Consider the following 20,890-nt stretch of genomic DNA (forward strand, 5'->3'; position numbering starts at 1 on the left):
AGGAGAAACTTATCCTTATTTATTTTACAAATTGACTTTTAATTTAATAAGCCCTTGATGGCTTTGATATTTTCTATGAGTGTAATAATTATACTCAAGTAGAACATTTATATTTTTTCTGCTCATAAGTATATTACTACCGATATTATATCCAAGTTTAGGTTGTTTTGGTATAATAATTGTTTCTTGTAATGTTTGCCCTTTAAAAGTCGCTTTTGCATTAACTTTTGTATTTTTATTATTGAAGTGACGCTCAATATTACCGTACAAACTTGGCGTTAATATTATATTATTTACGGTCGCTATAGGCTTAAACACTATTTTACCGCCAATACTACTTTCAAATGATTGATTTGATTTCTTTTGAATCATCAAATTTTCTATATCTACATTATATTCTTTATAGTTGCTAGCTCTTGAATAATCATATTTAAAACCGATATTAGGAATAAAATGTAAATCGTATTTTGTACGATATTTATAATTTAATAAGGTTTGAAAACTTAAATTATTGTTTTGATATTTTCCAATTATATTATTAATACTTTTAGATTTATTTTTAATATAATTATGACCGTAAGATGTTATAGCCTGTAATGAGAAACCTTTAATTAGTTCTTTTAGACCGTAAATGCTTAAAAGATGACCGTTAACTGCTGTTTTTCCTAGTTTTTTATTATATTTAATTTGGGATTCTAAACGGCTATAAGCTATTCCTATAACATCATGACTATTGATGAATTCAGCATCGGCCCCGATAGTTACACCGGTTGTACGACCTTGATATCTTGGAATATTCTTCCAAGTTCCTTGTTTGTTAATGCCGTATAAGCCGCTAATCCATACCCCTCTTGCGATAGTTGGTTCTTCATCACCGGCACCTATTGCAGCAACCTTTAATCTATCACTTAAAATATTATAGTGAACAGGTTTATGAAGAGTTGAAGTTGCCTTAACTAATATTGCTACTTTCCTACTGGTGTCATCAGATACTTGTTGTCTCTGTGTCGCTTCATCTTGCTCTGCGATTGCTTCAGTTTTGAATGAAATATCGATAGCTTCGTCTTCGCTTTCTAAAGCTATATCTTTTTTTGATTCTTCTTCAGTTGTATTATTGCTTTCTTCTAATTCTTTCTCAGTTTCATATCCTTTATCTTCTTCATCACTAGATCTTAAGGCTAGAAGTGATTTTTTATTATCTGATGATTTATCATTTTTGCTATCGTTAGAACTCAATAACCTCGGTGATAAAGCGGTTTCTGAATCGGATTTCTCTGACTTTTTATTACTATCTTCAGGTTGTGTATCATCCTTTGTTGAAGATTCGTCATTTGTCGCTTCGTTTTCTTGCTGAAACAATGATTGGAATTGTTTCATATTTAAACGTCCTACTTTCTTTTCGTTGTTACTATTTTCCGGTTGAACCTCACTACCGTATTTTTGTTCTAGTTCAGGACGTTTAGACTCTATTTGTTCAATAAAGCTTATTAATAATTCTCTTTCATCTTTTTGTGTATTATTATTGTTTTTTACATACTCAATAAATACCGGATCTCTTGCAAGTTTTAGAAATTCTTGTTCATAAAGTTCGTATATCTCTTGTCCTACTTCGGTTCTTGGTCCTATGAAGTTTGGATCAAAATTTACTTCAGAGGGTTTAGGAATTACTTTTGTATTTTTATCTTCAGCATAGTAAAATTTTTCTTCAAATGCTTGTTTTAAAAGAGAATCATCTTGCATATCTCTATTTGGTTCTTCTATGTATTTTGCTAATACTTCTTTTTTAATAGCATTCTCTAACTTTTGTGAATCAGTTAGTAATATATCTGTTCCTCCTAATTTTGAAGTAGATTCATAATAATTTTTTCCTACATTAGATTTAAAATCCTTAGCTTTATAATTATGATTTTTCTTTTTACCAAAATTATTGTTAGGTTTTACCTTATCCATTCTATCTATAAATTCCTGTGTATAACCCATGCTAATTAGATAATCATTAGTTCTAAAGTTACTATTGCCATTAGGAATCGGGGGACGCATTGGAGTACCGCTATTAAGAGGCGGCGGAGGTGGAGGCATTGGAATACCGTTATTATAAATAAGCGGCTTTTCAGTATTATTAGATACGGTTTTATTTTTTTGCTCCCATTTAGCCTTAAGTACTGTTTTTACTCCTTCTATAGTTATTCTATTAATTAAGCTTGTTAATTGCTCTGAAGTTAAATAATTAAGAAAAGGTATAATTTCCTTTAAATCAACTTCGTTAGCTGAATTATTAAGTTTATTCTCTTCTAAAATAACCTTAGCTTCAAGAAGTGATTTTAATAACTCAGGATTTTTATTATTTAGTATATCCAATAAATCTTTTCGGCTTATATCCTTATTTGCGATTAATTGTTGAATTTCAATTTTTTCTAAAATATTTTGTTTTAATTTATTTAAATTAGCTGTAGCAGTAGGAATTTCCCTAGTTAATTCTTGATACCCTTGAAGTACAAAATTAATTTTTTGTGAGGATGTTAACCTATTAGAGTTTTCTGTTAATTCATTAAGTTTACCATTAAAGGTACTTTGTCCAAGAATATTTATATATTTATTAGCAAACTTTAATTGCTCTAGAGGATTTGTAATTCTTAAGAATTCTGCTACGCATTCTTGTTTGTTTGCATATCGTTCAATCCTTTTATATTGTTTTGCATTTATTATATTAGATGAATGAAGACGTTGTTTCGTTTGTTCTAACGATTCATTAAAAATCTTACTTACAAAAGTAGATGTTATTTTTATATCATTATCTTGAAGTATTTTTTGTATATCCTCTCTTTTAGCAATTTGTTCAATTTTCTTGATAATCTCTTCGTTCTCAGTGTTAAATAAATTTACAAAAGTTTTAGGAGAAAAGTTATACAATTTTGTTACTTCATTACGTATCAAGCCTATTACCTCATTCTGCTTAGCAACTTTCTGTTTAAGTAATTCAAGTGATTCCCCCATTTTAGCCTTAGTATCAGGTATATTATTAGACGTTGTGGTTGCCTGACTTTGACTTGCTGAAGTTGTATTTTGAATAAATTCATTATACGATTTATATAATCTAGGATATGTAGCTTCAAAATTTTTTAAATCAAATTTATGATTAGGATTTGAATTATTAAAAGCTGTAGAAGTCGGTGTTCCATTTAACAGAGGTGGGGGTGGAGGAGGAACAGGAATGCCATTTTGACCTTTATTTGAATTATTATTAACATTGTTTTCTACAGGTAACTCAAAAATTTTATCTATTCCTGCTTTTAATGTGGTTTCATCAGATAAAAGTATAGAGATTAAAGACTTTACTTCCGGCTTGCGTTTATATCCGTTATTACTCAGCCAGTTATCTAATGCTTCTTCTAGTACTTTTTTATCTTCTGTTGCAGCCAGTGTTGCAAGCGTTAATTTTTTTTTGTCACTAACGTCTTTATCAGATATAGATGTTGGTAAAGTTTGTATGGCATGGTGTTGAGCTTGCTTAATAAGTTCATCTTTGTGTTCTGGAGTAGTAGTTAATATTGTATTTAATATTGTTCTATTGCCTTTATCATCAACAGTAAATAATATCCTGCTTATATCCTTACTTAAGTCAATATTAGAGATAGCTTCCTGTTTAAAAGAATTACCTAAATTACTCTGTTCTGCAAATAGTAATGCGTCTATAAGATTTTTTGTTAAAATTTCCTTAAACTCTTCTTTATTTTCTTCTAATTTTATTTGCTGTTTTAAGTGTTGTTCAGTCTTGCTTAATTGATCCTGCTGTTTACTATTTAGAAGACTATGTATTGATCCTTTAAAGTCGAATGATTTTGTCTCTGGTTTTGTTCTACCTATGTCAAAAGGAACCCCCGAAGATGTTCCTGCAGTATTTGTAGTTGTTCTAGAATGCTTAGTAAAGGGTTTAGTAGTAGTTTGATTATTGCTTGCTAGAAGCTTTGCTTCTATTCCAGCTTTTATTTGTTTTAAATAAAGATTTGTACGTCCTTTATCTATCTTAAATTTATTCATTATTTCTGAAATTTTAGGAAGAAAATCTGTATTTACATATTCTTGTTTTTTAGTATACATAACCTTAGTGGTTATATCGTCAATATATTTTGTGTCATCTGTAGTAGTGTCTCTACCAAAACGTTTATGTAGTTCCTTTTTTGTAAGAATCGTACCACTACGTACAAGCTTTGGTCTTTCATTTGCCATAACTTGATCTCTTATTATGGTTCTACGGTGTTTTGCTTCTTCTTTACTTATATTAAGAGCTTTCTCTAGTTCATCTAATTCAGGGACTTGACTGGTAGTTATGTATTCTTTTTCTTTAACTGAAGTTGTTATTGAGTGAATATACAGGTCTAGTAATGCTTTTTTAGCCTTTTCTGCACGGCGTACATTTTGATTTTTTTCTAGTTTATTATCTGTTTTTTTAGCATCATAATCTATTTCAAGGTTTTGTGCTGCTTCTTCAGGCGTAGGAATTTTTCCTTGTGAAATATACCCGTCAACTTTTTCCTTAAAGCCTTGTTTCGTTCCGGCAATATATAAGTCAAGCTCTGCTTTTTTTTCTCTTGCTTTATGTCTAGTTTTGTTATTGCGACTCGATAAATCACTTTCAGTAAAACCGGTTTGCATATCAATCATTGCTTGAACAAAATCAGGTGTCAACTTTGCTCTTCTCCATGTTTCTTGTTTTTCTTGTAAAGTATAACTATTCCATTTCTGTTTTCTTTGTACTTTGGAAAGACCGCTCAAGGTTGGTATTTGGTTAGCTAATTGGGTAAAGCCTGCCGCTCTAGCACTTGTACTTAAAAAGCTACTAGTCAACAAACATGTTGACATGAAAAAAGTTAAAACATATTTTTTTGAGTGGGAATTTTGTAAGCTCATTCAAACCTCGATCAGTTATTATTTTTTTAAATGTAAACGAGGCGAATTATATAATGTTTATTAACTTATGTAAACTATTAATTACTAATTTTTGTTAACTAATAGATTTTTTAACCAAAATGTGCTTAATACATCACATACTAATGGCATCTCAATTTTTGGTAAATAAAATATGCAAATTCAATTTCACTTATATAACACTCTTAGCCGTACTAAAGAGGTTTTTAACCCTCAAGATCAGACTAAAGTAAAAATGTATGTATGCGGACCGACTGTTTACGATAATCCTCATATAGGTAATAGCAGGTCGGTAGTGGTATATGATTTACTCTACCGTATAGTTATAAAAATATTCGATGAGAAGGCAGTAAAATATGTACGTAACATTACGGATGTTGACGATAAAATTATCGATAGGGCTGAGCTACTTAGCATTACTATTAATGAGTTGACTGATAAAGTTACACAAGAGTTTCATACAGATATGGCATATTTAGGTTGCCTACTACCGAGTATTGAGCCGAAAGCTACAGAGCATATTGATGTAATGATCGAAATAATAGAACGCTTAATAGCAAAAGATCATGCATATATTGCGGATAATCATGTTTATTTTGATGTTTTATCAGCTCCAAATTATACGGAATTATCTAACCGAAATTTAGAAGAAATGTTTGAGGGAGTGCGTATAGAAAACAGCAAAACCAAAAAGCATCCACAGGATTTTGTGTTATGGAAACCAGCAAAGCCGAATGAATCCACAAATATGAATTTTGAAAGCCCTTGGGGACTCGGTCGCCCTGGATGGCATATTGAATGTTCAGCCATGAGCTACAAATATTTAGGTGAGAATTTTGATATTCACGGTGGCGGAGCAGATTTAATCTTCCCGCATCATACTAATGAAATTGCACAAAGTAGATGTGCTTTTCCGGATTCTACCTATGCTAAATATTGGGTACATAATGGCTTTCTAACGGTGAACGGTGAGAAAATGAGTAAATCTCTCGGTAATTTTATTACCGTAAGAGATTTAATGGATAAAGAAATTTCAGGAGAGGTAGTAAGGTTATTTTTATTAAGTACTCACTATAGACGTCCACTTGATTATAATGATAAAGCTATAGAAGATGCTAAAAAGACTTTAGATTATTGGTATAGAGCCATAGAAAATATTAATGTAAAAAAAATAGATTTACCTCACAATTTCATGCAAAGCTTACTTGATGACATGAATACGCCGCTTGCCGTTAAAATAATTAATGACTATGCTAAAGGTGTTTTTATTTCTAAAACTGAAGAAGAAAGGCAGCTTAACGCCTCTGCTATTATTACTTGTGCTAATTTTATTGGTTTAATGAATAAGACTCCCCATGAGTGGTTTAATAGCGGTGTGGATGAACTCTATATAAATGAGCTTGTAAATAAGCGTTTGGAAGCAAAAAAACAAAAAAATTGGTTATTAGCCGATCAAATTCGTAACCAGTTATTAGAGGAAAAAATAATTCTAGAAGATAAACCTGACGGTACTACTATTTGGCGAAAAGAATAAAAGCTTGTAAATTATGCAATATACGTATATAGTTTGTAGGCTTATGATTTAAGCAAATTCACACGTAAGATATAATGTTAGTTCATGTATAGAACTGTCATGCTAGTTCCTTGATCACGGCATTCAGTAAATATATGATAATAAGTTGTTTTTGGATCCCGTGGTCAAGCCACGGGATGACGAATATACACAATATCTTACGGAGGTATAAACTAACAATTAGGAGAATTTAAAAATGTCAAAAATACCAGCCGTTAACATTAAAGAATTATTAGATGCAGGCGTGCATTTCGGTCATAAGACCTCACGTTGGAATCCTAAAATGGCATCTTATATATATGGTGAACGTGATGATGTTCATATAATCGATTTAAGACAAAGTGCCGCTTTAATGAGTGTTGCTTTGAATACAATATATGAAACCGTAAAAAAAGACGGTAAAATATTATTTGTAAGTACTAAAATACAGGCCAGTGATATTATAGCGGAATATGCTGAAAAATGCGGACAATATTACGTAAATCATAGATGGCTTGGCGGTATGCTAACTAACTGGAAAACTATTGCGGGTTCAATAGAAAAACTAAATAAGTTAGAAAAAACTTTAGAAAATGAAGAAGTACTTATGGGTTATACTAAGAAAGAAATACTTGATATGAGCCGTAAGAAAGAGAAGTTACTTCTATCTCTTGCCGGTATTAGAAATCTTAATTCTAAACCTGATCTTCTAGTAGTTATTGACACTAATAAAGAGCATATCGCAATTAATGAAGCGGTAAAGCTTAATGTTCCTATAGTTGCAGTAGTCGATACTAATTCTAATCCTGATAATGTAGATTATCCGATTCCGGGTAATGACGATTCTATAAGGTCAATAAGACTTTATTGTAGTTTATTTGCAGATGCGGCATTACAAGGACTTGAAGAATCAATGAAAGCTTCAGGGGTTGATATGGGAGCTATGCAGGAGCATACAGATAAGGCGTTAACTTCTAAAAATGTTTCTAAATTAAAACAAGCTAAAAAATTCTCTAAAACGAAAAATATTGATGAAGAGACAAATACAGAATTTGAGCAAGCATTAAATGATGCCGATGAAAATAAAAATTCTGATAATGCATAAATGTTGTTGTGTGGATCGTTTCTTCTCCTGTCATCCCGCAACTTGATCGCGGGATCTAACTTAAAATACTAACGATACTAGTATTTTAAATTATTTTTATGGGCCCCGTGGTCAAGACACGGGGTGACACCGAGGCCGTTCTTCGAGCCACACCCCAAGCCAAATATAATAATTAAGGAGAAAGTAAGGTATGAGTGAAATAAATATAAGTGCTGCAGCGGTTAAAGAATTAAGAGAAAAAACCGGTGCAGGTATGATGGACTGCAAAAAAGCATTAATAGAAACTAGCGGTAATTTTGAAGAAGCTATAGATTTTCTGCGTAAGAAAGGCTTAGCTGCGGCAGCAAAAAAAGCCGGACGTATTGCTTCTGAAGGTTTAACGGCTGCAAAAGTTGATGGGCTTACCGGAGTGGTGGTTGAAGTAAATTCCGAAACGGATTTTGTTGCTAGAAATGAGCAATTTCAGGTTCTAGTTAAGGATATTGCAAATCTTGCAGTAATTGCAAAAACTATAGACACGCTAAAAACATCTAAAATGCAAAGCGGTAAATCAGTTGAAGAAGAGATTATAGAAAATATCGCTACAATCGGTGAAAATTTAACATTACGTCGTATGGATATATTAGAGATATCCGAAGGAGCAATCGGTTCCTACGTACATAATGAAGTTGTACCGAATCTAGGAAAAATTTCCGTATTAGTAGGTCTTGAATCTAATGCAAAAGATAAAGCAAAGCTAGAAGCTTTAGCTAAACAAATTGCTGTTCATGTAGCAGGAAATAACCCGCAAAGTATAGATGATTCAAGCTTGGATCAAGCACTCGTAGAGCGTGAGAGAAAAGTATTTTTTGAAAAATCTAAAGAAGAAGGAAAGCCTGATAATATTATAGAAAAAATGGTAGAAGGTAGAATACGTAAATTCTTCTCTGAAGTTGTATTGCTTCAGCAAAATTTCTTATTTGAGCCTAAATTTACTGTTGCGGAAGTAATTAAAAATGCTGAAAAAGAACTCGGTGCAGAAATTAAAATCGCCAAATTTATTAGATACGAACTTGGTGAAGGTATAGAACACGAAGAAAAAAACTTCGCCGATGAAGTAGCAGCCATCACACAGGGTTAAATTTACCTTTCAAAGTCAATAAATGCGAATTTAGATAAGTGCTTATTCTAAATTCGTATTTATAATATCTCTCTAGCTACAATCAGCTATCTGTTAATAAATAATTTTTCGATTTTTTACTTTATAATAAAAGATTTATATTGACTTAATAATAGAAAGTCTTACATTAATCGTTATTATTAGTTTAAACAGAGAATATTTTATGTCACGGACAAAAGAGCAATATGCAGCAGAGATTTATGCTGCCGAAGAGCATCGTAGAAGACAAGCTAACTCTAGTGATGGTGTGATGCCGAACTGCTTGGAGTTATGTGCCGGTTATGCATGTTATAAAGCAGTAGAAGGAGCAGTAAAAGTTACCGTAACAGGAAGCAAAATTATAGAAAACGCCTATAAGATAGGAACGGGACAAATAGAAATTCTCGGCACCGAACCTGAAAGTAAGATAACCTATATAGCAAAACATCCTTCCCCTCGAGGTACTACGACTGTAAATCAACCAAATGCAACTAATCCTGTAGATCCTTCGGAGCAAACTCCGCCTAATACTCCTACCTCTAAAAGAGAAAAGGCTAAAATATACGGAAAAAAATTGGTAGATAGTGCAAAAATCGGAGCTAAAACCCTTTCAAACGCTTATAAAGTGACAACCGGCAAAATAGAAGTTGTCGGTCCAGGAAGTGATTTTAATAGCAACGGTAAGGAAAAATTTATATTTTCTGATCCTATTCAACGCAAAGTTATTCAAAAAGAACTTAAAAGAGATGACGGTTATAAGTGTGGTATTGCGTTGGAAGAGACAATTGAAACTTCCTTAATGTTAAGATTAAATAACAAGCATATAGTTAAAATTAAGGAATTTAGAAGCATGATTCTACCTGATACTACTCAAGATGTAGGAGGGACTTTTGAACTTTCTCTAATTTTAAAATATTCGGATGGTTCAATGTCCAAAGATGATCCTGCTTTTCTAAAGATACATTATGGTAGAGACGGAAAATTAAATAAGTTATCGTTGCCAAACACTCCTATAATTTTTTATAACCAATGGTATCCTGCATTAACGTTTATAAAGGTAAACTATGTTCTTTGCCTGTAAATAGTGGATATTACAAGTATTTGCATAAAAAAATACTAGAAAATAACGGGTCTATAGAAATCGCCCACGTAGATAGCGAATTTACTATAGAACTTTTAGGAGAATAAGAGTTTTTAGTTAAATTCTATCAAAGAAACTTCGTAATTACTTGTAAATATTCATCTAGGATTTTTTGGTTGTCCTCAACAAATTTTAAAGCATTCCCGCGGTAAGCTTTAAGTGCTAGAGAATTATTAAGGCTAAGTAGATATGTTAGTTTGGTTAGTAAATCTTTACCGTTTTTGATTTGGATAGCGGCTTCATTTTGCAGTACGCCTTTAGCGATATCGGTGTTTTTACTCATATCGGGACCGAATATAATACAATTAGAGAAATATGCCGCTTCTAAAATATTATGCCCGCCTTGTTTAAAAGAACCGCCGATAAAAGAAATTGTAGCTACGGAAAAAAACAATCCCATTTCGCCGAATCTATCAACTATATAAATATCATCGCTTAAAACAGGTAAATCATTTTGTGACTTAGCGGTAGCGGATAAATTATGTGACTTAAAATTATCGATAATTGATTTAACTCGTTCGGGATGTCTTGGAATTATGATAATATAGCAATCTAAAAACTGCTCTTTTAGGTTTTTTATTATAGGCAAAATCACCTCTTCATCTTCGGGGTGAGTGCTAGCAAATACCACAACTCGCCTATTGTCTAAATGTAAGCTTAATTTTGATAACTCTTCTTGATTAACTGGAAGTTTTTCGTTGGCAAATTTAATATTACCTAAATTAACTGCATCTGATATGCCAAGTTCATTGAATTTTTGTAAGTCGCGTTCGCTTTGCATGATAATTTTACTAAAATTTTTGAGGATAAGCTGAAAGAAGCTTTTTCTTTTTAGCCAAGCTTTAAACGATTTATCAGAAATACGAGCATTTACTAGCAGTAATTTACATTGTCTTGCTCCTTCATTAATAGTACACGGCCATAATTCCGATTCTATAAAAATACCTAAATTAGGTTGCCAATTTTTTAAAAATTTTCGAGTAAAAATAATATTATCTATCGGTAAAAATTGGTGAACTGCTATTTTAGGTAATTTGGCAGTTAATATTTTAGCGGAGCTGTTAGTCCAAGAAGTTACTAAAAAACGAATGTCAGGATAGCGTTTACTTATATTACTTATTAAAGTTAAAGCTGCCATTGACTCGCCGACGCTAGCTGCATGAATCCATATTAAGAAGGAGTTGTCTTGTCGATACTTACCTATAGCAAAACGTTCTTGGATGCGTCTTATATCTTCCTTACCTATTAATAAACGTATAAGAATTATGATAAAATAAATAGGTAATAATATAAAGCTTAAAGCATAATATAATAACATCATTTCTTTAAACTCTCTGTTAAGCTTGCTAGTTGTTTTTCAAGGCTTATATGGTTTTGTATTTTATCATTTGTGAGTTCTAAAGGTGAGCCAACTATGATTTTAATGGTACCAAACGGTAGGGGTATTATTAATTTATCCCAACTTTTTAATCTGAAACATCTAGAAGTGGAGCTGACTATAGGAATAAGTTTTTTATTATATCTATAAGCAATTTCGGTAATGCCGCTATTTACTTTATATACCGGTCCTTTAGGACCGTCCGGCGTGACTATTATATTTGCACCTTGAGATAACTTACCTATAATATTACGTAAAGCTCCAATTGGATTTTTATTAGTAGAACCTACTATCACTCTGCAACCGAATTTTCCTACTAGATCATTTAAAATTTTCCCGTCTAAATGCGGTGATATTAAAGCATAGATATTTCTATGTCCTATAAACATAGCCGGACTTAAGGCAAGCATATTATGCCAAAATGCAAAGATTACTCCTTGTTCGTTTAAGAATTTTTCCTTATTGCCGTTATCGTAAAAAATAAATTTCTGTTTTGATGTAAAATAAACAAAACGCAAATACCAATATAGTAAAATAGTAATTATACTAAGTACATATTTATTATTTTTTAAAAATTTTTTAAAAGCTTTCCGCATTGTTTTTTTGTTGGTTTAATAGTGTTTTAAGCGTCATTGCGAGAAGAATTACAAAGTAATTCGACGAAGCAATCTCAGGATATTTGACGAGATTGCCACGTCGATGCTACGCATCTCCTCGCAATGACGATTTTATATTTATAGAACCACAAGCTCTCTCAATCCTAGTACAAGCTTCTTCTAGCTCTTCCATAGAAGTAGCGTAAGAGATTCTGAAATAGCCTTCTAAGCCGAAAGCGATACCGGGTACTACGGCAACTTTTGCTTCTTCAAGTAAATATTCGGCAAAATCATTACTATTTGCAATAATTTTTCCTGATTTAGTTTTATGCCCAAATATTTTATCGCATTTAACAAATAAGTAAAACGCTCCTTCCGGCTTATAGCACTCAAAATATTTTACTCTTTTCAAAATTGATAAAGCAAGATCACGCTTTTTTTGAAAATTTAAAGCATTAGGCTTTATATAATCTTGAGGACCGTTTAATGCTTCAATAGCAGCCATTTGACTTATTGAACAAGGGTTTGAAGTACTTTGCGACTGAATAATAGTCATTGCTTTAATCAAAGCTTTAGAGCCCACGCCGTAGCCTATACGCCAACCTGTCATAGAATAAGCTTTAGATACTCCGTTTACGGTAAATATTCTCTCTTTTAAATCAGGTGCTATTTGGGCTAATGTATAAAATTTAAAATCATCAAAAGTAATATGCTCGTAAATGTCATCGGACATTACGTTCACATGAGGGTATTTTCTTAAAACTTTAGCAATATTTTCTAGCTCTTCAAAATTATAGCTTGCACCTGTCGGGTTACTAGGTGAGTTAATAATAAGCCATTTAGTTTTATCGTTAATTAAACGTTCTAAAGCTTCCGCACTTAATTTAAAGTTATTTTCAATTCCGCAATTTACAAAAACAGGCGTTCCTGTGCTAAGTGCAACCATATCAGGATATGAAACCCAATAGGGTGCTGGAATAATTACCTCATCTCCTTTGTCTAAAGATGACATAAACAAATTATATATAACTTGCTTACCGCCAGTGCTTACTATTATTTCATCAAGTTCGTAATCTATATTATTTTCACGTTTGAATTTGTCTTTTATTGCTTGCTTTAAAAGCGGCATCCCCTCAACGTTAGTATATTTAGTAATGCCGTCTTTAATGGCTTTGATTGCTGCTTCTTTAATATTGTCAGGCGTATCAAAATCAGGCTCACCGGCACCAAGTGCAATGATATCAACTCCCGCTTTTTTAAGTTCAAGAGTTTTTTTAACGACTGCAAGGGTCGGCGACGGTTTTATAGAATTTAGTCTCGTAGAAATAATTGACATAATTTTGAGTCCATATTAGTGCATTAGGTATTGTTATATGGATACCAAATCGTCATTGCGAGGAGCGAAGCGACGTGGCAATCTTGTCAAGCATCCTGAGATTGCTTCGTCAATTGCTATGCAATTTCCTCGCAATGACGGTTTTTTAACCCTTTTGACCTACAAAAGCGATAATACAGCAATTTTAATCGCAATAAAATTATTTTATTTAAAAATTTATCAAGATATGCTTTATTATAGTAAGTAATATTAATTTAGTAATTAAACTATGCTCGGTAAAATAAAAGACAAAATCAAACATTATTGCTTAACTATAATAAATATACCGAATTTTATTAAGAATAAAATTTTAGAATTTAAAAATTATATAAGTGATTGTAAATATAAATTCTCTCATTTAGCCGAAACTAATTATCAGCTTGGACTTGATCATTTATATAGAGGTAATTTAAATGATGCCTTACTTAGGTTTAAACTAGTAGATAAATTTTTTAATCCTAATGATTATAAAGTATATTATCAACTCGGATGGGTTTATTTTTTAAAAAATAATTACAGACAAGCTATAGAATATTTAGAAAAATCTAATGAAAAATATAAAGCTATATTTATAAATTTTTTGAAAAATTATAAGGATATTACTGAAATACCTGGGGAAATTTGGGGAAAATATCGTGATTTAACTGCACAATATTATCCTACTATTTTTAATAACGATAAAAATATCCATCTCCCGTATAGGTTTGTTAATGATACACTCAAGCAGATATCTTATTTACCGGATAATTATTCTATTTTGGAACTTGGAAGTAATATAGGGCTGGTAGGTTATGAAATACAAAAACGTTTTCCGGAAAGTTTTACTTTAACCGGTGTAGAAATTTCTACTTTAATGAATGATTTACAAGAAACATATTATCCGAATACTAAAATTTACGATCAAATATATAATATTGCTATCGATGAATGTTTAAAACAAAACTCTAATAAATTTGATATTATTTTTAGTTTTTGCGGATTATCGTTTACTAATAATTTAATAGAATATTTTAATTTAATATACTCATCTCTTAGTGAACAAGGGTATTTTGCCCTTTGTTTATCGAACGCCGCAAAGACGCAATTTTCAGTAAAACGCAAAGAATTTATTTTTAACTTGAATGAAATAAATAATATTTTACAAAAAAATAATTTTACTATATTAACTTCGGAAGAAATAATACTAGCGGAAAACAATAAATATAGTATTATTGTTTGTAAGAAAATAACATAAATCAATGAGAATTTTAATTATACTATCTATTATACTATGCTCATTATTCGCAAGAGCTGATCTTGAATATGTTGATAATGACATATATAACTATAATGGTGGAAGAAATGAAAACGGTTGCTTGGAAGTTTACGACCCATACGAAAAATTTAACCGTAAAGTGTTTGCATTTAATTCTGTACTAGATTATATAATATTGCGTCCTTTAGCGATAGGTTATAAGAATATCACGAATGATTACGTAAAAGCACGTGTTAATAGTTTTGTCAGTAATGTTGATACACCGCTTACGGCGGTAAATTACGGGCTTCAGTTAAATTACGATAAAACTATGAAAAGCGTTTGGCGGTTTCTCATTAACACGACGCTTGGCATAGGCGGTTTATTTGACGTAGCAGGTAAAGTAGGTTTGCCCTCTGAACGTCAAACTTTCGGCAGTACCCTCGCACATTATGGAGTTGCCCCAGGTCCTTATTTAGTATTGCCGATAATCGGTAGTACTAACGCAAGAGATATGACGGATTCGGTAATTACTAATTATGCTCTTAATCCATTAATGTACTACACTCATAATGATTTTGACTTAGGAGTACTAGCAGTTGGTAAAATAAACGATCGATATGTTGTATTACCGTTTAGTGATTATGTGATGAAGAATTCTACCGATCCTTATGCGGCTATTAGATCAGCATTACATCGTGTTCGTGAAGCATCGGTTCAATATCCTGAAAATTTTAAATGTCCTAAACCCAAGAATTAATTAAATTAACGAGGATTATATGCAAAAAATTATTACAGGTTTATTTTTATTAGTTATGAAGTTTTCCGCTTATTCTAGCGAGAAAGTGCCTGCTGGTTTGAATGATTACGTTACTAATTTAGTAAATGAAGCTTCTAGTATATTAAATGATAGTAAGCTATCTGAGCGAGTAAAAATTGCTAAAGCACGTGAGTTAATGTCTCAGAACCTAGATTTTGATTGGATGGCTAAATATACATTAGGCAGAAATGGGATAAAAACTTTATCAGGTGGACAGGTTCAGGAATTCATCAAAGTTTACTCTAAATATGTTACTAAATCTTATACTGATTTAATAAAAGATTATAAAGGTGAACAGCCTAAAGTAGTAGGAGTTCGTCCTTTAAGCTCGACCGATTTTATGGTTGCTATGAATATCGTTAGTAATAAAGAGCAAGACCCTATTAAAGTAGAATATCTTGTACGTGAAATGAAAGGGAACGGAAAAGATGTTTTTAAAGTTTCTGATATAATTACGGAAGGTGTAAGTCTTATTGGGGCTCAACAAGATGAGTTTACCGATACTTTAAAAAATCAAGGCTTTGAGGTACTAATACAAAAATTAGAAAGTCGTTCTTAAAGTTGCTGTCATTTCCAAAATCGTCATTGCGAGGAAAAACTGTAAGTTTTGACTAAGCAATCTCAGGGGTATTACTTCTGCTCGCAATGACGATTAGGTGTCTACGCAACAAAGTCCGTTTGCTAATAGCGTCAAACAACATACATCACTCACATGAAAATCCTAGCAGTCAGTAGTAGTAAGTTACTTGCATCTCGTTTAGCTATAGCATTAAATATTAGATATATTGAGCTGAGAATTACCTATTTCAATGATTCCGAAATAAAAGTAGAAATTCAAGAATCATTTCATAATGAAGATGTAATCATAGTACAATCCACATCAAAGCCCGTTAATGATCGCTTAATTGAACTGTTCTTGCTAGTAGATGCAGCAAAAAAAGCGGTAGCAAATCGAATAATTTTAGTAATGCCTTATTTCGGTTATGCAAGGCAAGATAATATAAATTCTCAAAATATAATTCCTGCTAAGTTAATAGCAGATTTTTTAGAGAAGCTCGAAGTAAACCATGTAATTACTATTGATTTACATTCCGATAAAATAGAGAAATTTTTTAATATTCCTATTTCTAATCTTGAACCTATAAATTTATATATCCCGTTTTTAAGAACTTATAGCAATTTCGTTATAGTTGCACCTGATAAAGGAAGTATCAATCGAGTTCAAAAAATTAGTAATTTATTAAATATAGATTCAGCTTATATAAACAAAGAAAGGGATATAAATAATAATTGCGAGATGATATCAATAATAGGTAGTGTAGAGGGCAAAAATTGCATATTAATTGATGATATTATAGATAGTGGCGAAACAATCATAAAAGTAGCAAGATTTTTAAAAGAACATTCGGCTTTATCGGTTAGTGCTTTTATAACTCATGCTGTGCTTGCTGCCGCTTCTAAAGATAAAATTGAAAATTCGGTAATAGATAATATTTTTGTTACCGATACTATAGAAGTAGGTGACTTACCTCCAAAATTTCATATAATACCGGTAATGCCAATTATCGTTAAAGAGTTAAGAAATATACTATGAGCTTGTGTACTCTAGAAATAAATCTATCTGCAATAAAAAATAATTATCTTTTATTACAAGATATTTGCAAAACCTCATTAGTCGGTGCTGCCGTTAAAGCTAACGGTTACGGTCTTGGAGCAGTGCAAATTTCTAAAGCTTTAATAGAAGAAAATTGTAGGCATTTTTTTGTAGCCACAAGCGAGGAGGGAGTTAATTTACGCAAAGCTCTAGCTTCGTGGCATGAATCGGTTTTCCGTCATTGCGAGAAGAATTACACAGTAATTCGACGAAGCAATCCAGTAAAAAATTCTGTAAGTCAGAATTTTTTTAATTATTTTTCTGGATTGCCACGTCGCTTCGCTCCTCGCAATGACGGCTCTAGTATCCATGCAACAACGCCCAAAGCACTAGATAATGATGTAAATATTTTGGTTCTTAACGGCGTTTTTGAACATGATGCTTTAGAGCTTATAGAATATAATTTAACCCCTGTTCTAAATAACTTAAAACAAATAGAAATTTGGCAAAAATTTAGTAATTTGAAAAACCGATTATTGCCTTGCTATCTGCATTTCAACACAGGCATTAATCGTTTTGGATTATCTCATAGTGAAATAGAACAGCTAATTAATAATCGTGATTTATTAAAAGGGTTAGATTTACAATATATTATAAGCCATCTAGCTATATCCGAGGAAATAGATAATCCTTATAATCTAGAGCAATTAAACAGATTTAAAACTTATTTACAATATTTCCCAAACGTCAAAGCAAGCCTTGCTAATTCCGGTGGCATATTTTTAGGACAAGATTATCATTTTGATTTAGTAAGACCGGGGGCTGCCTTATACGGTCTTAATCCCTTAACAAAGAATCCCGTAACCTTAAAAGCTCCTATAATTCATTTACAGAATTTGACACTAGATAGCCATATCGGTTATAATATGACTTTTACAACTGAGCGTGATAGTGTTATTGCAACATTACCGTTTGGTTATGCAGATGGGTTTAGTCGTAATTTTAGCAATCAAGGCGAAGTATTTATTAATGGTCGCAGCGTTCCTATAGTAGGGCGAATATCGATGGATTTGATAAATATCGATGTTACCGATCTACCACCTCTTGATATTTTTCTAGGGCAGGAAGCGGAAATTATCGGAAATTATTGCACGCCCGATAAAATAGCAAGTATTATAGGTACTATAGGGTATGAGGTGTTGACTAGTCTCGGTAGTAGGTATAAAAGAATGTATACTCGATGAACTTCAAAAATTGGCTACGTCGTCTTATAAGATCTACGGTGCTCACGTATTAAGTATACGCTCCGCTCCTCGCCTTATAGACTCCTTGCTCTTTTTGAAGTTGATCTTCGTATACCGGTACTTCAAATTAATGGAGTTTATCAATTAACTTTTAAAATATACACAAATGTTATTAAATATAGCTAATTCGGTCGGTAAACGTACTATAAAGTTTGCACAAAGTGTAGGTAGTTTTTCTCTATTTAGCTTTGTTGCCTTTAGCAGTATCATAAGACCGATTTTATATTTGAGTTTAATAATCAGACAATTATTATTTATCGGGTTTCACTCGCTTCCGGTTGTTGCGATGACGACTTTTTTCTCAGGTGCGGTACTTGCATTACAGAGCTATACAGGCTTTTCTCGTTTCTCGGCTGAAAGTTCCATTGCAACGGTAGTAGTATTATCGCTGACTAGAGAGCTTGGACCTGTCTTAGCCGGACTAATGGTAGCTGGAAGAGTCGGGGCATCAATCGCCGCCGAAATAGCTACGATGAGAGTAACGGAGCAGGTAGATGCTTTATATACTTTATCTACCGATCCTATTAAATATTTAGTTTTTCCAAGAGTAATAGCAGCTATTATTACAATGCCTTGTCTTGTTTTAATCGGTGATATAATTGGTGTTATGGGCGGTTATTTGGTAGGGGTATATAAACTTGATTTTAATAGCACGGCTTATTTAACCAGTACTTTTCAGTATTTAGAACCGATTGACGTAATTTCCGGGCTTGTTAAAGCAGGAGTTTTTGGGTTTATTATTTCTATAATAAGTTGTTATAGCGGCTATTATTCAGGTAAAGGGGCTAAGGGAGTGGGAAGAGCTACTACATCGGCAGTAGTAAATTCTTCTATCCTTATCTTAATCAGTAATTATTTAATAACCGAATTATTTTTTAAAGTATAAATATGAGTACAAAGGAAGAATTTAAAATTAAAATTCGGTCATTATATAAATCATTTGCTAATCATAAGGTGTTAGACGGAATAGATTTGGATATAAAAAAGGGCAGTTCATTAGTTATTTTAGGCGGTTCCGGTAGTGGCAAATCGGTTCTAATTAAAAATATAGTAGGACTGATTAAACCTGATAAAGGTAAAATTTTTATTGATAATGTAGAAATCCAAGATATCTCAAGTAAACAAAAATTTGAGATTATGGACGGTATAGGCTTTTTATTTCAAGGCGGAGCATTATTTGACTCCTTAAATATACGTGATAATATTACTTTCGAGACTAAAAAATTATCTAAGAAAGAAAAAAACGACCTTGCCGGTGCAAAGCTTAATTCCGTCGGTTTGTCCCCTAGAATACTTGATCTTTACCCTTCTGAATTATCGGGCGGAATGCAAAAAAGAGTAGCCCTTGCTAGGGCTATTTGTAGTACACCGTCGATTTTATTTCTTGATGAACCGACCACAGGACTTGATCCTATAATGGCAAATGTTATCAACGAATTAATTATAAAAATCCAAGAAGAGTTAGGGGCAACTACGATTACTATAACTCATGATATGATTAGTGCCGAAAAAATAGCTAAAGAAGTAGCTATGATTTATCAAGGAAAAATTAAATGGTACGGTAGTAAAGATGAAATGCGTAATAGTGATAATCCTTATTTAAAACAATTTATAAATGGATTAACTACCGGTCCTATAGAGGTATAAAATGTTTAAGAACTTATTATGTATAATAATATTTCTAGGTATAAACCTAAATGTTTATGCTATAAACTCTAGCTCTTATACGACAGATGATATAATAAAAATAGTAATTATTCTTGGAATAGTTATTTTAATTTTTAGTCCTGCAAAATTCCGTATAATCGTTATCGGTACTATGTTAGGCTTGGCTTGTGCCTATTTCACATATAAATACATCGTACCTATCTTTATTTCTTCACTAAACGGACCGTAATTATCTCTTGACACTAGGGGAGTATTACTTTATATTTTTTATCTATTGTATATACTCAGATAGAACTTCAAGAATTAGCTACATCGTTCTACAAGATCTGCGGTACTCACGTATTAAGTATACCCTCCGCTCCTCGACTTGTGAACCAATTACTCTTTTTGAAGTTGATCTTCGTATATGACTTCATTTACTTGGAGTATATTTTATAAGTTTTAAGGTATTTAGCTTATGTCACGTAAGTGCGAACTCACAGGTGTGGGTGTTTTATACGGCAATAATGTATCACATTCTCAACGTAAAACTAGAAGACGTTTTGAGCCTAATTTAAGGTCAGTTAAGTTTACAAGTGATATAACAGCTGGAGAATATAGATTATCGGTTAATGCTAGATGTATTAGTTCAGTAGAAAAAGCTGGCGGTTTTGATGCGTATATTCTAAAAGCCGATGATAATGTTTTATCAAGTAACGCTAGAGCTATTAAGAAAAAAATAATTCAGACTAAAACGGCAAAATCATTATGAAAAGCGTTATACATCCAGAATATAAAAAGTTTTTGATTAAAGTAGGAAGCGATGTTTTCGAAACAATGTCTACTCATCCTACAGGTGAAATTTTAATGGATGTTGATTTTAGAAAGCATCCGGCATGGAATAAAGATTCCGGAAATGTAGTAAATCAATCGAACAAAAGTGTTAGTGATTTCAATAAAAGATTCTCAGGTCTTTCTTTCGGTGGTAAGAAAGAAGCTAGTTAAGCTTTGTTTGTGGATACTGAAGGTCGTCTAAGCTACGGAAATTGCATGGCAATTGTATGTCCGCAATCTCAGGAG

Annotated in this window: 18 protein-coding genes; 14 read left to right on the forward strand and 4 right to left on the reverse strand. The window is 32.2% G+C overall.

Annotated features, from left to right (window positions below; translation table 11 throughout):
* Positions 1 to 24: 24 nt before the first annotated feature.
* A complete protein-coding gene (locus ACE38Q_RS07140; RefSeq protein ID WP_500190854.1) occupies positions 25 to 4,908 on the reverse strand; it encodes an autotransporter outer membrane beta-barrel domain-containing protein in 4,884 nt (1,627 codons plus the stop codon).
* 172 nt (positions 4,909 to 5,080) lie between these two features.
* On the opposite strand from ACE38Q_RS07140, the gene cysS reads away from it, so the two are divergent.
* From cysS to ACE38Q_RS07160, 4 genes are all read left to right on the forward strand, one after another.
* Positions 5,081 to 6,460, forward strand: coding sequence for a cysteine--tRNA ligase (cysS, locus tag ACE38Q_RS07145; protein WP_500190857.1), 1,380 nt, complete (start codon positions 5,081 to 5,083; stop codon positions 6,458 to 6,460).
* 235 nt (positions 6,461 to 6,695) lie between these two features.
* Entirely contained in the window at positions 6,696 to 7,583 is an 888-nt protein-coding gene (rpsB, locus tag ACE38Q_RS07150; protein WP_500190859.1) for a 30S ribosomal protein S2, read from the forward strand.
* 190 nt (positions 7,584 to 7,773) lie between these two features.
* Positions 7,774 to 8,703: a translation elongation factor Ts gene (gene tsf, locus ACE38Q_RS07155; protein WP_500190861.1), complete on the forward strand. Its 930-nt coding sequence runs from the start codon at positions 7,774 to 7,776 to the stop codon at positions 8,701 to 8,703.
* 202 nt (positions 8,704 to 8,905) lie between these two features.
* Positions 8,906 to 9,802 (forward strand): hypothetical protein, encoded by an 897-nt coding sequence (locus tag ACE38Q_RS07160; RefSeq protein ID WP_500190863.1) that lies wholly within the window; start codon positions 8,906 to 8,908, stop codon positions 9,800 to 9,802.
* Positions 9,803 to 9,929: 127 nt separating this feature from the next.
* Here ACE38Q_RS07160 and waaA read toward each other — a convergent pair whose 3' ends face one another.
* The 3 genes from waaA to ACE38Q_RS07175 form a co-directional block, all read right to left on the reverse strand.
* On the reverse strand, positions 9,930 to 11,183 hold the full coding sequence (gene waaA, locus ACE38Q_RS07165) for a lipid IV(A) 3-deoxy-D-manno-octulosonic acid transferase (RefSeq protein WP_500190865.1): 1,254 nt from the start codon (positions 11,181 to 11,183) through the stop codon (positions 9,930 to 9,932).
* Complete coding sequence (locus tag ACE38Q_RS07170) at positions 11,180 to 11,836, reverse strand: lysophospholipid acyltransferase family protein (protein WP_500190868.1); 657 nt, start codon at positions 11,834 to 11,836, stop codon at positions 11,180 to 11,182. The genes waaA and ACE38Q_RS07170 overlap by 4 nt, the downstream gene beginning before the upstream one ends.
* Positions 11,837 to 11,942: 106 nt before the next feature.
* The gene (locus tag ACE38Q_RS07175) at positions 11,943 to 13,172 is read right to left on the reverse strand and encodes a pyridoxal phosphate-dependent aminotransferase (protein ID WP_500190871.1); all 1,230 of its coding nucleotides are present in this window, start codon (positions 13,170 to 13,172) and stop codon (positions 11,943 to 11,945) included.
* Between the two features lie 268 nt (positions 13,173 to 13,440).
* On the opposite strand from ACE38Q_RS07175, the gene ACE38Q_RS07180 reads away from it, so the two are divergent.
* From ACE38Q_RS07180 to ACE38Q_RS07225, 10 genes are all read left to right on the forward strand, one after another.
* Positions 13,441 to 14,445: a methyltransferase domain-containing protein gene (locus ACE38Q_RS07180; RefSeq protein ID WP_500190875.1), complete on the forward strand. Its 1,005-nt coding sequence runs from the start codon at positions 13,441 to 13,443 to the stop codon at positions 14,443 to 14,445.
* A gap of 4 nt (positions 14,446 to 14,449) precedes the next feature.
* On the forward strand, positions 14,450 to 15,205 hold the full coding sequence (locus tag ACE38Q_RS07185; protein ID WP_500190878.1) for an MlaA family lipoprotein: 756 nt from the start codon (positions 14,450 to 14,452) through the stop codon (positions 15,203 to 15,205).
* Between the two features lie 19 nt (positions 15,206 to 15,224).
* Positions 15,225 to 15,824: a Tgt2/MlaC family protein gene (locus ACE38Q_RS07190; protein ID WP_500190881.1), complete on the forward strand. Its 600-nt coding sequence runs from the start codon at positions 15,225 to 15,227 to the stop codon at positions 15,822 to 15,824.
* Positions 15,825 to 15,977: 153 nt separating this feature from the next.
* Entirely contained in the window at positions 15,978 to 16,859 is an 882-nt protein-coding gene (locus tag ACE38Q_RS07195; protein WP_500190883.1) for a ribose-phosphate diphosphokinase, read from the forward strand.
* Positions 16,856 to 18,103, forward strand: coding sequence for an alanine racemase (locus ACE38Q_RS07200; protein WP_500190886.1), 1,248 nt, complete (start codon positions 16,856 to 16,858; stop codon positions 18,101 to 18,103). Before ACE38Q_RS07195 ends, ACE38Q_RS07200 begins: the two co-directional genes overlap by 4 nt.
* A gap of 166 nt (positions 18,104 to 18,269) precedes the next feature.
* Positions 18,270 to 19,049, forward strand: a complete 780-nt coding sequence (locus ACE38Q_RS07205; RefSeq protein ID WP_500190888.1) for an MlaE family ABC transporter permease — start codon at positions 18,270 to 18,272, stop codon at positions 19,047 to 19,049.
* A 2-nt stretch (positions 19,050 to 19,051) separates the two neighbouring features.
* Entirely contained in the window at positions 19,052 to 19,810 is a 759-nt protein-coding gene (locus tag ACE38Q_RS07210; RefSeq protein ID WP_500190890.1) for an ABC transporter ATP-binding protein, read from the forward strand.
* A 1-nt stretch (position 19,811) separates the two neighbouring features.
* Positions 19,812 to 20,060 carry a DUF5510 family protein gene (locus tag ACE38Q_RS07215; RefSeq protein ID WP_040256865.1) on the forward strand — a complete coding sequence of 83 codons (249 nt, stop codon included), beginning with the start codon at positions 19,812 to 19,814 and terminating at the stop codon, positions 20,058 to 20,060.
* A gap of 228 nt (positions 20,061 to 20,288) precedes the next feature.
* Complete coding sequence (rpmB, locus tag ACE38Q_RS07220; protein WP_004996729.1) at positions 20,289 to 20,582, forward strand: 50S ribosomal protein L28; 294 nt, start codon at positions 20,289 to 20,291, stop codon at positions 20,580 to 20,582.
* A complete protein-coding gene (locus ACE38Q_RS07225; protein WP_500190894.1) occupies positions 20,579 to 20,815 on the forward strand; it encodes a 50S ribosomal protein L31 in 237 nt (78 codons plus the stop codon). The genes rpmB and ACE38Q_RS07225 overlap by 4 nt, the downstream gene beginning before the upstream one ends.
* The last annotated feature ends 75 nt before the right edge of the window (positions 20,816 to 20,890 follow it).

Source organism: Rickettsia endosymbiont of Thecocarcelia acutangulata, from assembly GCF_964263195.1.
GTDB lineage: Bacteria > Pseudomonadota > Alphaproteobacteria > Rickettsiales > Rickettsiaceae > Rickettsia > Rickettsia felis.

Bases quoted from the DNA above. Each gene is read 5' to 3' on its own strand.
- rpmB (WP_004996729.1), top strand. From the start codon at position 20,289: ATGTCACGTAAGTGCGAACTCACAGGTGTGGGTGTTTTATACGGCAAT.
- ACE38Q_RS07225 (WP_500190894.1), top strand. From the start codon at position 20,579: ATGAAAAGCGTTATACATCCAGAATATAAAAAGTTTTTGATTAAAGTA.
- ACE38Q_RS07195 (WP_500190883.1), top strand. From the start codon at position 15,978: ATGAAAATCCTAGCAGTCAGTAGTAGTAAGTTACTTGCATCTCGTTTA.
- ACE38Q_RS07175 (WP_500190871.1), bottom strand. From the start codon at position 13,172: ATGTCAATTATTTCTACGAGACTAAATTCTATAAAACCGTCGCCGACC.
- ACE38Q_RS07185 (WP_500190878.1), top strand. From the start codon at position 14,450: ATGAGAATTTTAATTATACTATCTATTATACTATGCTCATTATTCGCA.
- waaA (WP_500190865.1), bottom strand. From the start codon at position 11,183: ATGATGTTATTATATTATGCTTTAAGCTTTATATTATTACCTATTTAT.
- tsf (WP_500190861.1), top strand. From the start codon at position 7,774: ATGAGTGAAATAAATATAAGTGCTGCAGCGGTTAAAGAATTAAGAGAA.
- ACE38Q_RS07170 (WP_500190868.1), bottom strand. From the start codon at position 11,836: ATGCGGAAAGCTTTTAAAAAATTTTTAAAAAATAATAAATATGTACTT.
- ACE38Q_RS07215 (WP_040256865.1), top strand. From the start codon at position 19,812: ATGTTTAAGAACTTATTATGTATAATAATATTTCTAGGTATAAACCTA.
- rpsB (WP_500190859.1), top strand. From the start codon at position 6,696: ATGTCAAAAATACCAGCCGTTAACATTAAAGAATTATTAGATGCAGGC.
- ACE38Q_RS07160 (WP_500190863.1), top strand. From the start codon at position 8,906: ATGTCACGGACAAAAGAGCAATATGCAGCAGAGATTTATGCTGCCGAA.
- ACE38Q_RS07180 (WP_500190875.1), top strand. From the start codon at position 13,441: ATGCTCGGTAAAATAAAAGACAAAATCAAACATTATTGCTTAACTATA.
- ACE38Q_RS07140 (WP_500190854.1), bottom strand. From the start codon at position 4,908: ATGAGCTTACAAAATTCCCACTCAAAAAAATATGTTTTAACTTTTTTC.
- ACE38Q_RS07190 (WP_500190881.1), top strand. From the start codon at position 15,225: ATGCAAAAAATTATTACAGGTTTATTTTTATTAGTTATGAAGTTTTCC.
- ACE38Q_RS07205 (WP_500190888.1), top strand. From the start codon at position 18,270: ATGTTATTAAATATAGCTAATTCGGTCGGTAAACGTACTATAAAGTTT.
- ACE38Q_RS07200 (WP_500190886.1), top strand. From the start codon at position 16,856: ATGAGCTTGTGTACTCTAGAAATAAATCTATCTGCAATAAAAAATAAT.
- ACE38Q_RS07210 (WP_500190890.1), top strand. From the start codon at position 19,052: ATGAGTACAAAGGAAGAATTTAAAATTAAAATTCGGTCATTATATAAA.
- cysS (WP_500190857.1), top strand. From the start codon at position 5,081: ATGCAAATTCAATTTCACTTATATAACACTCTTAGCCGTACTAAAGAG.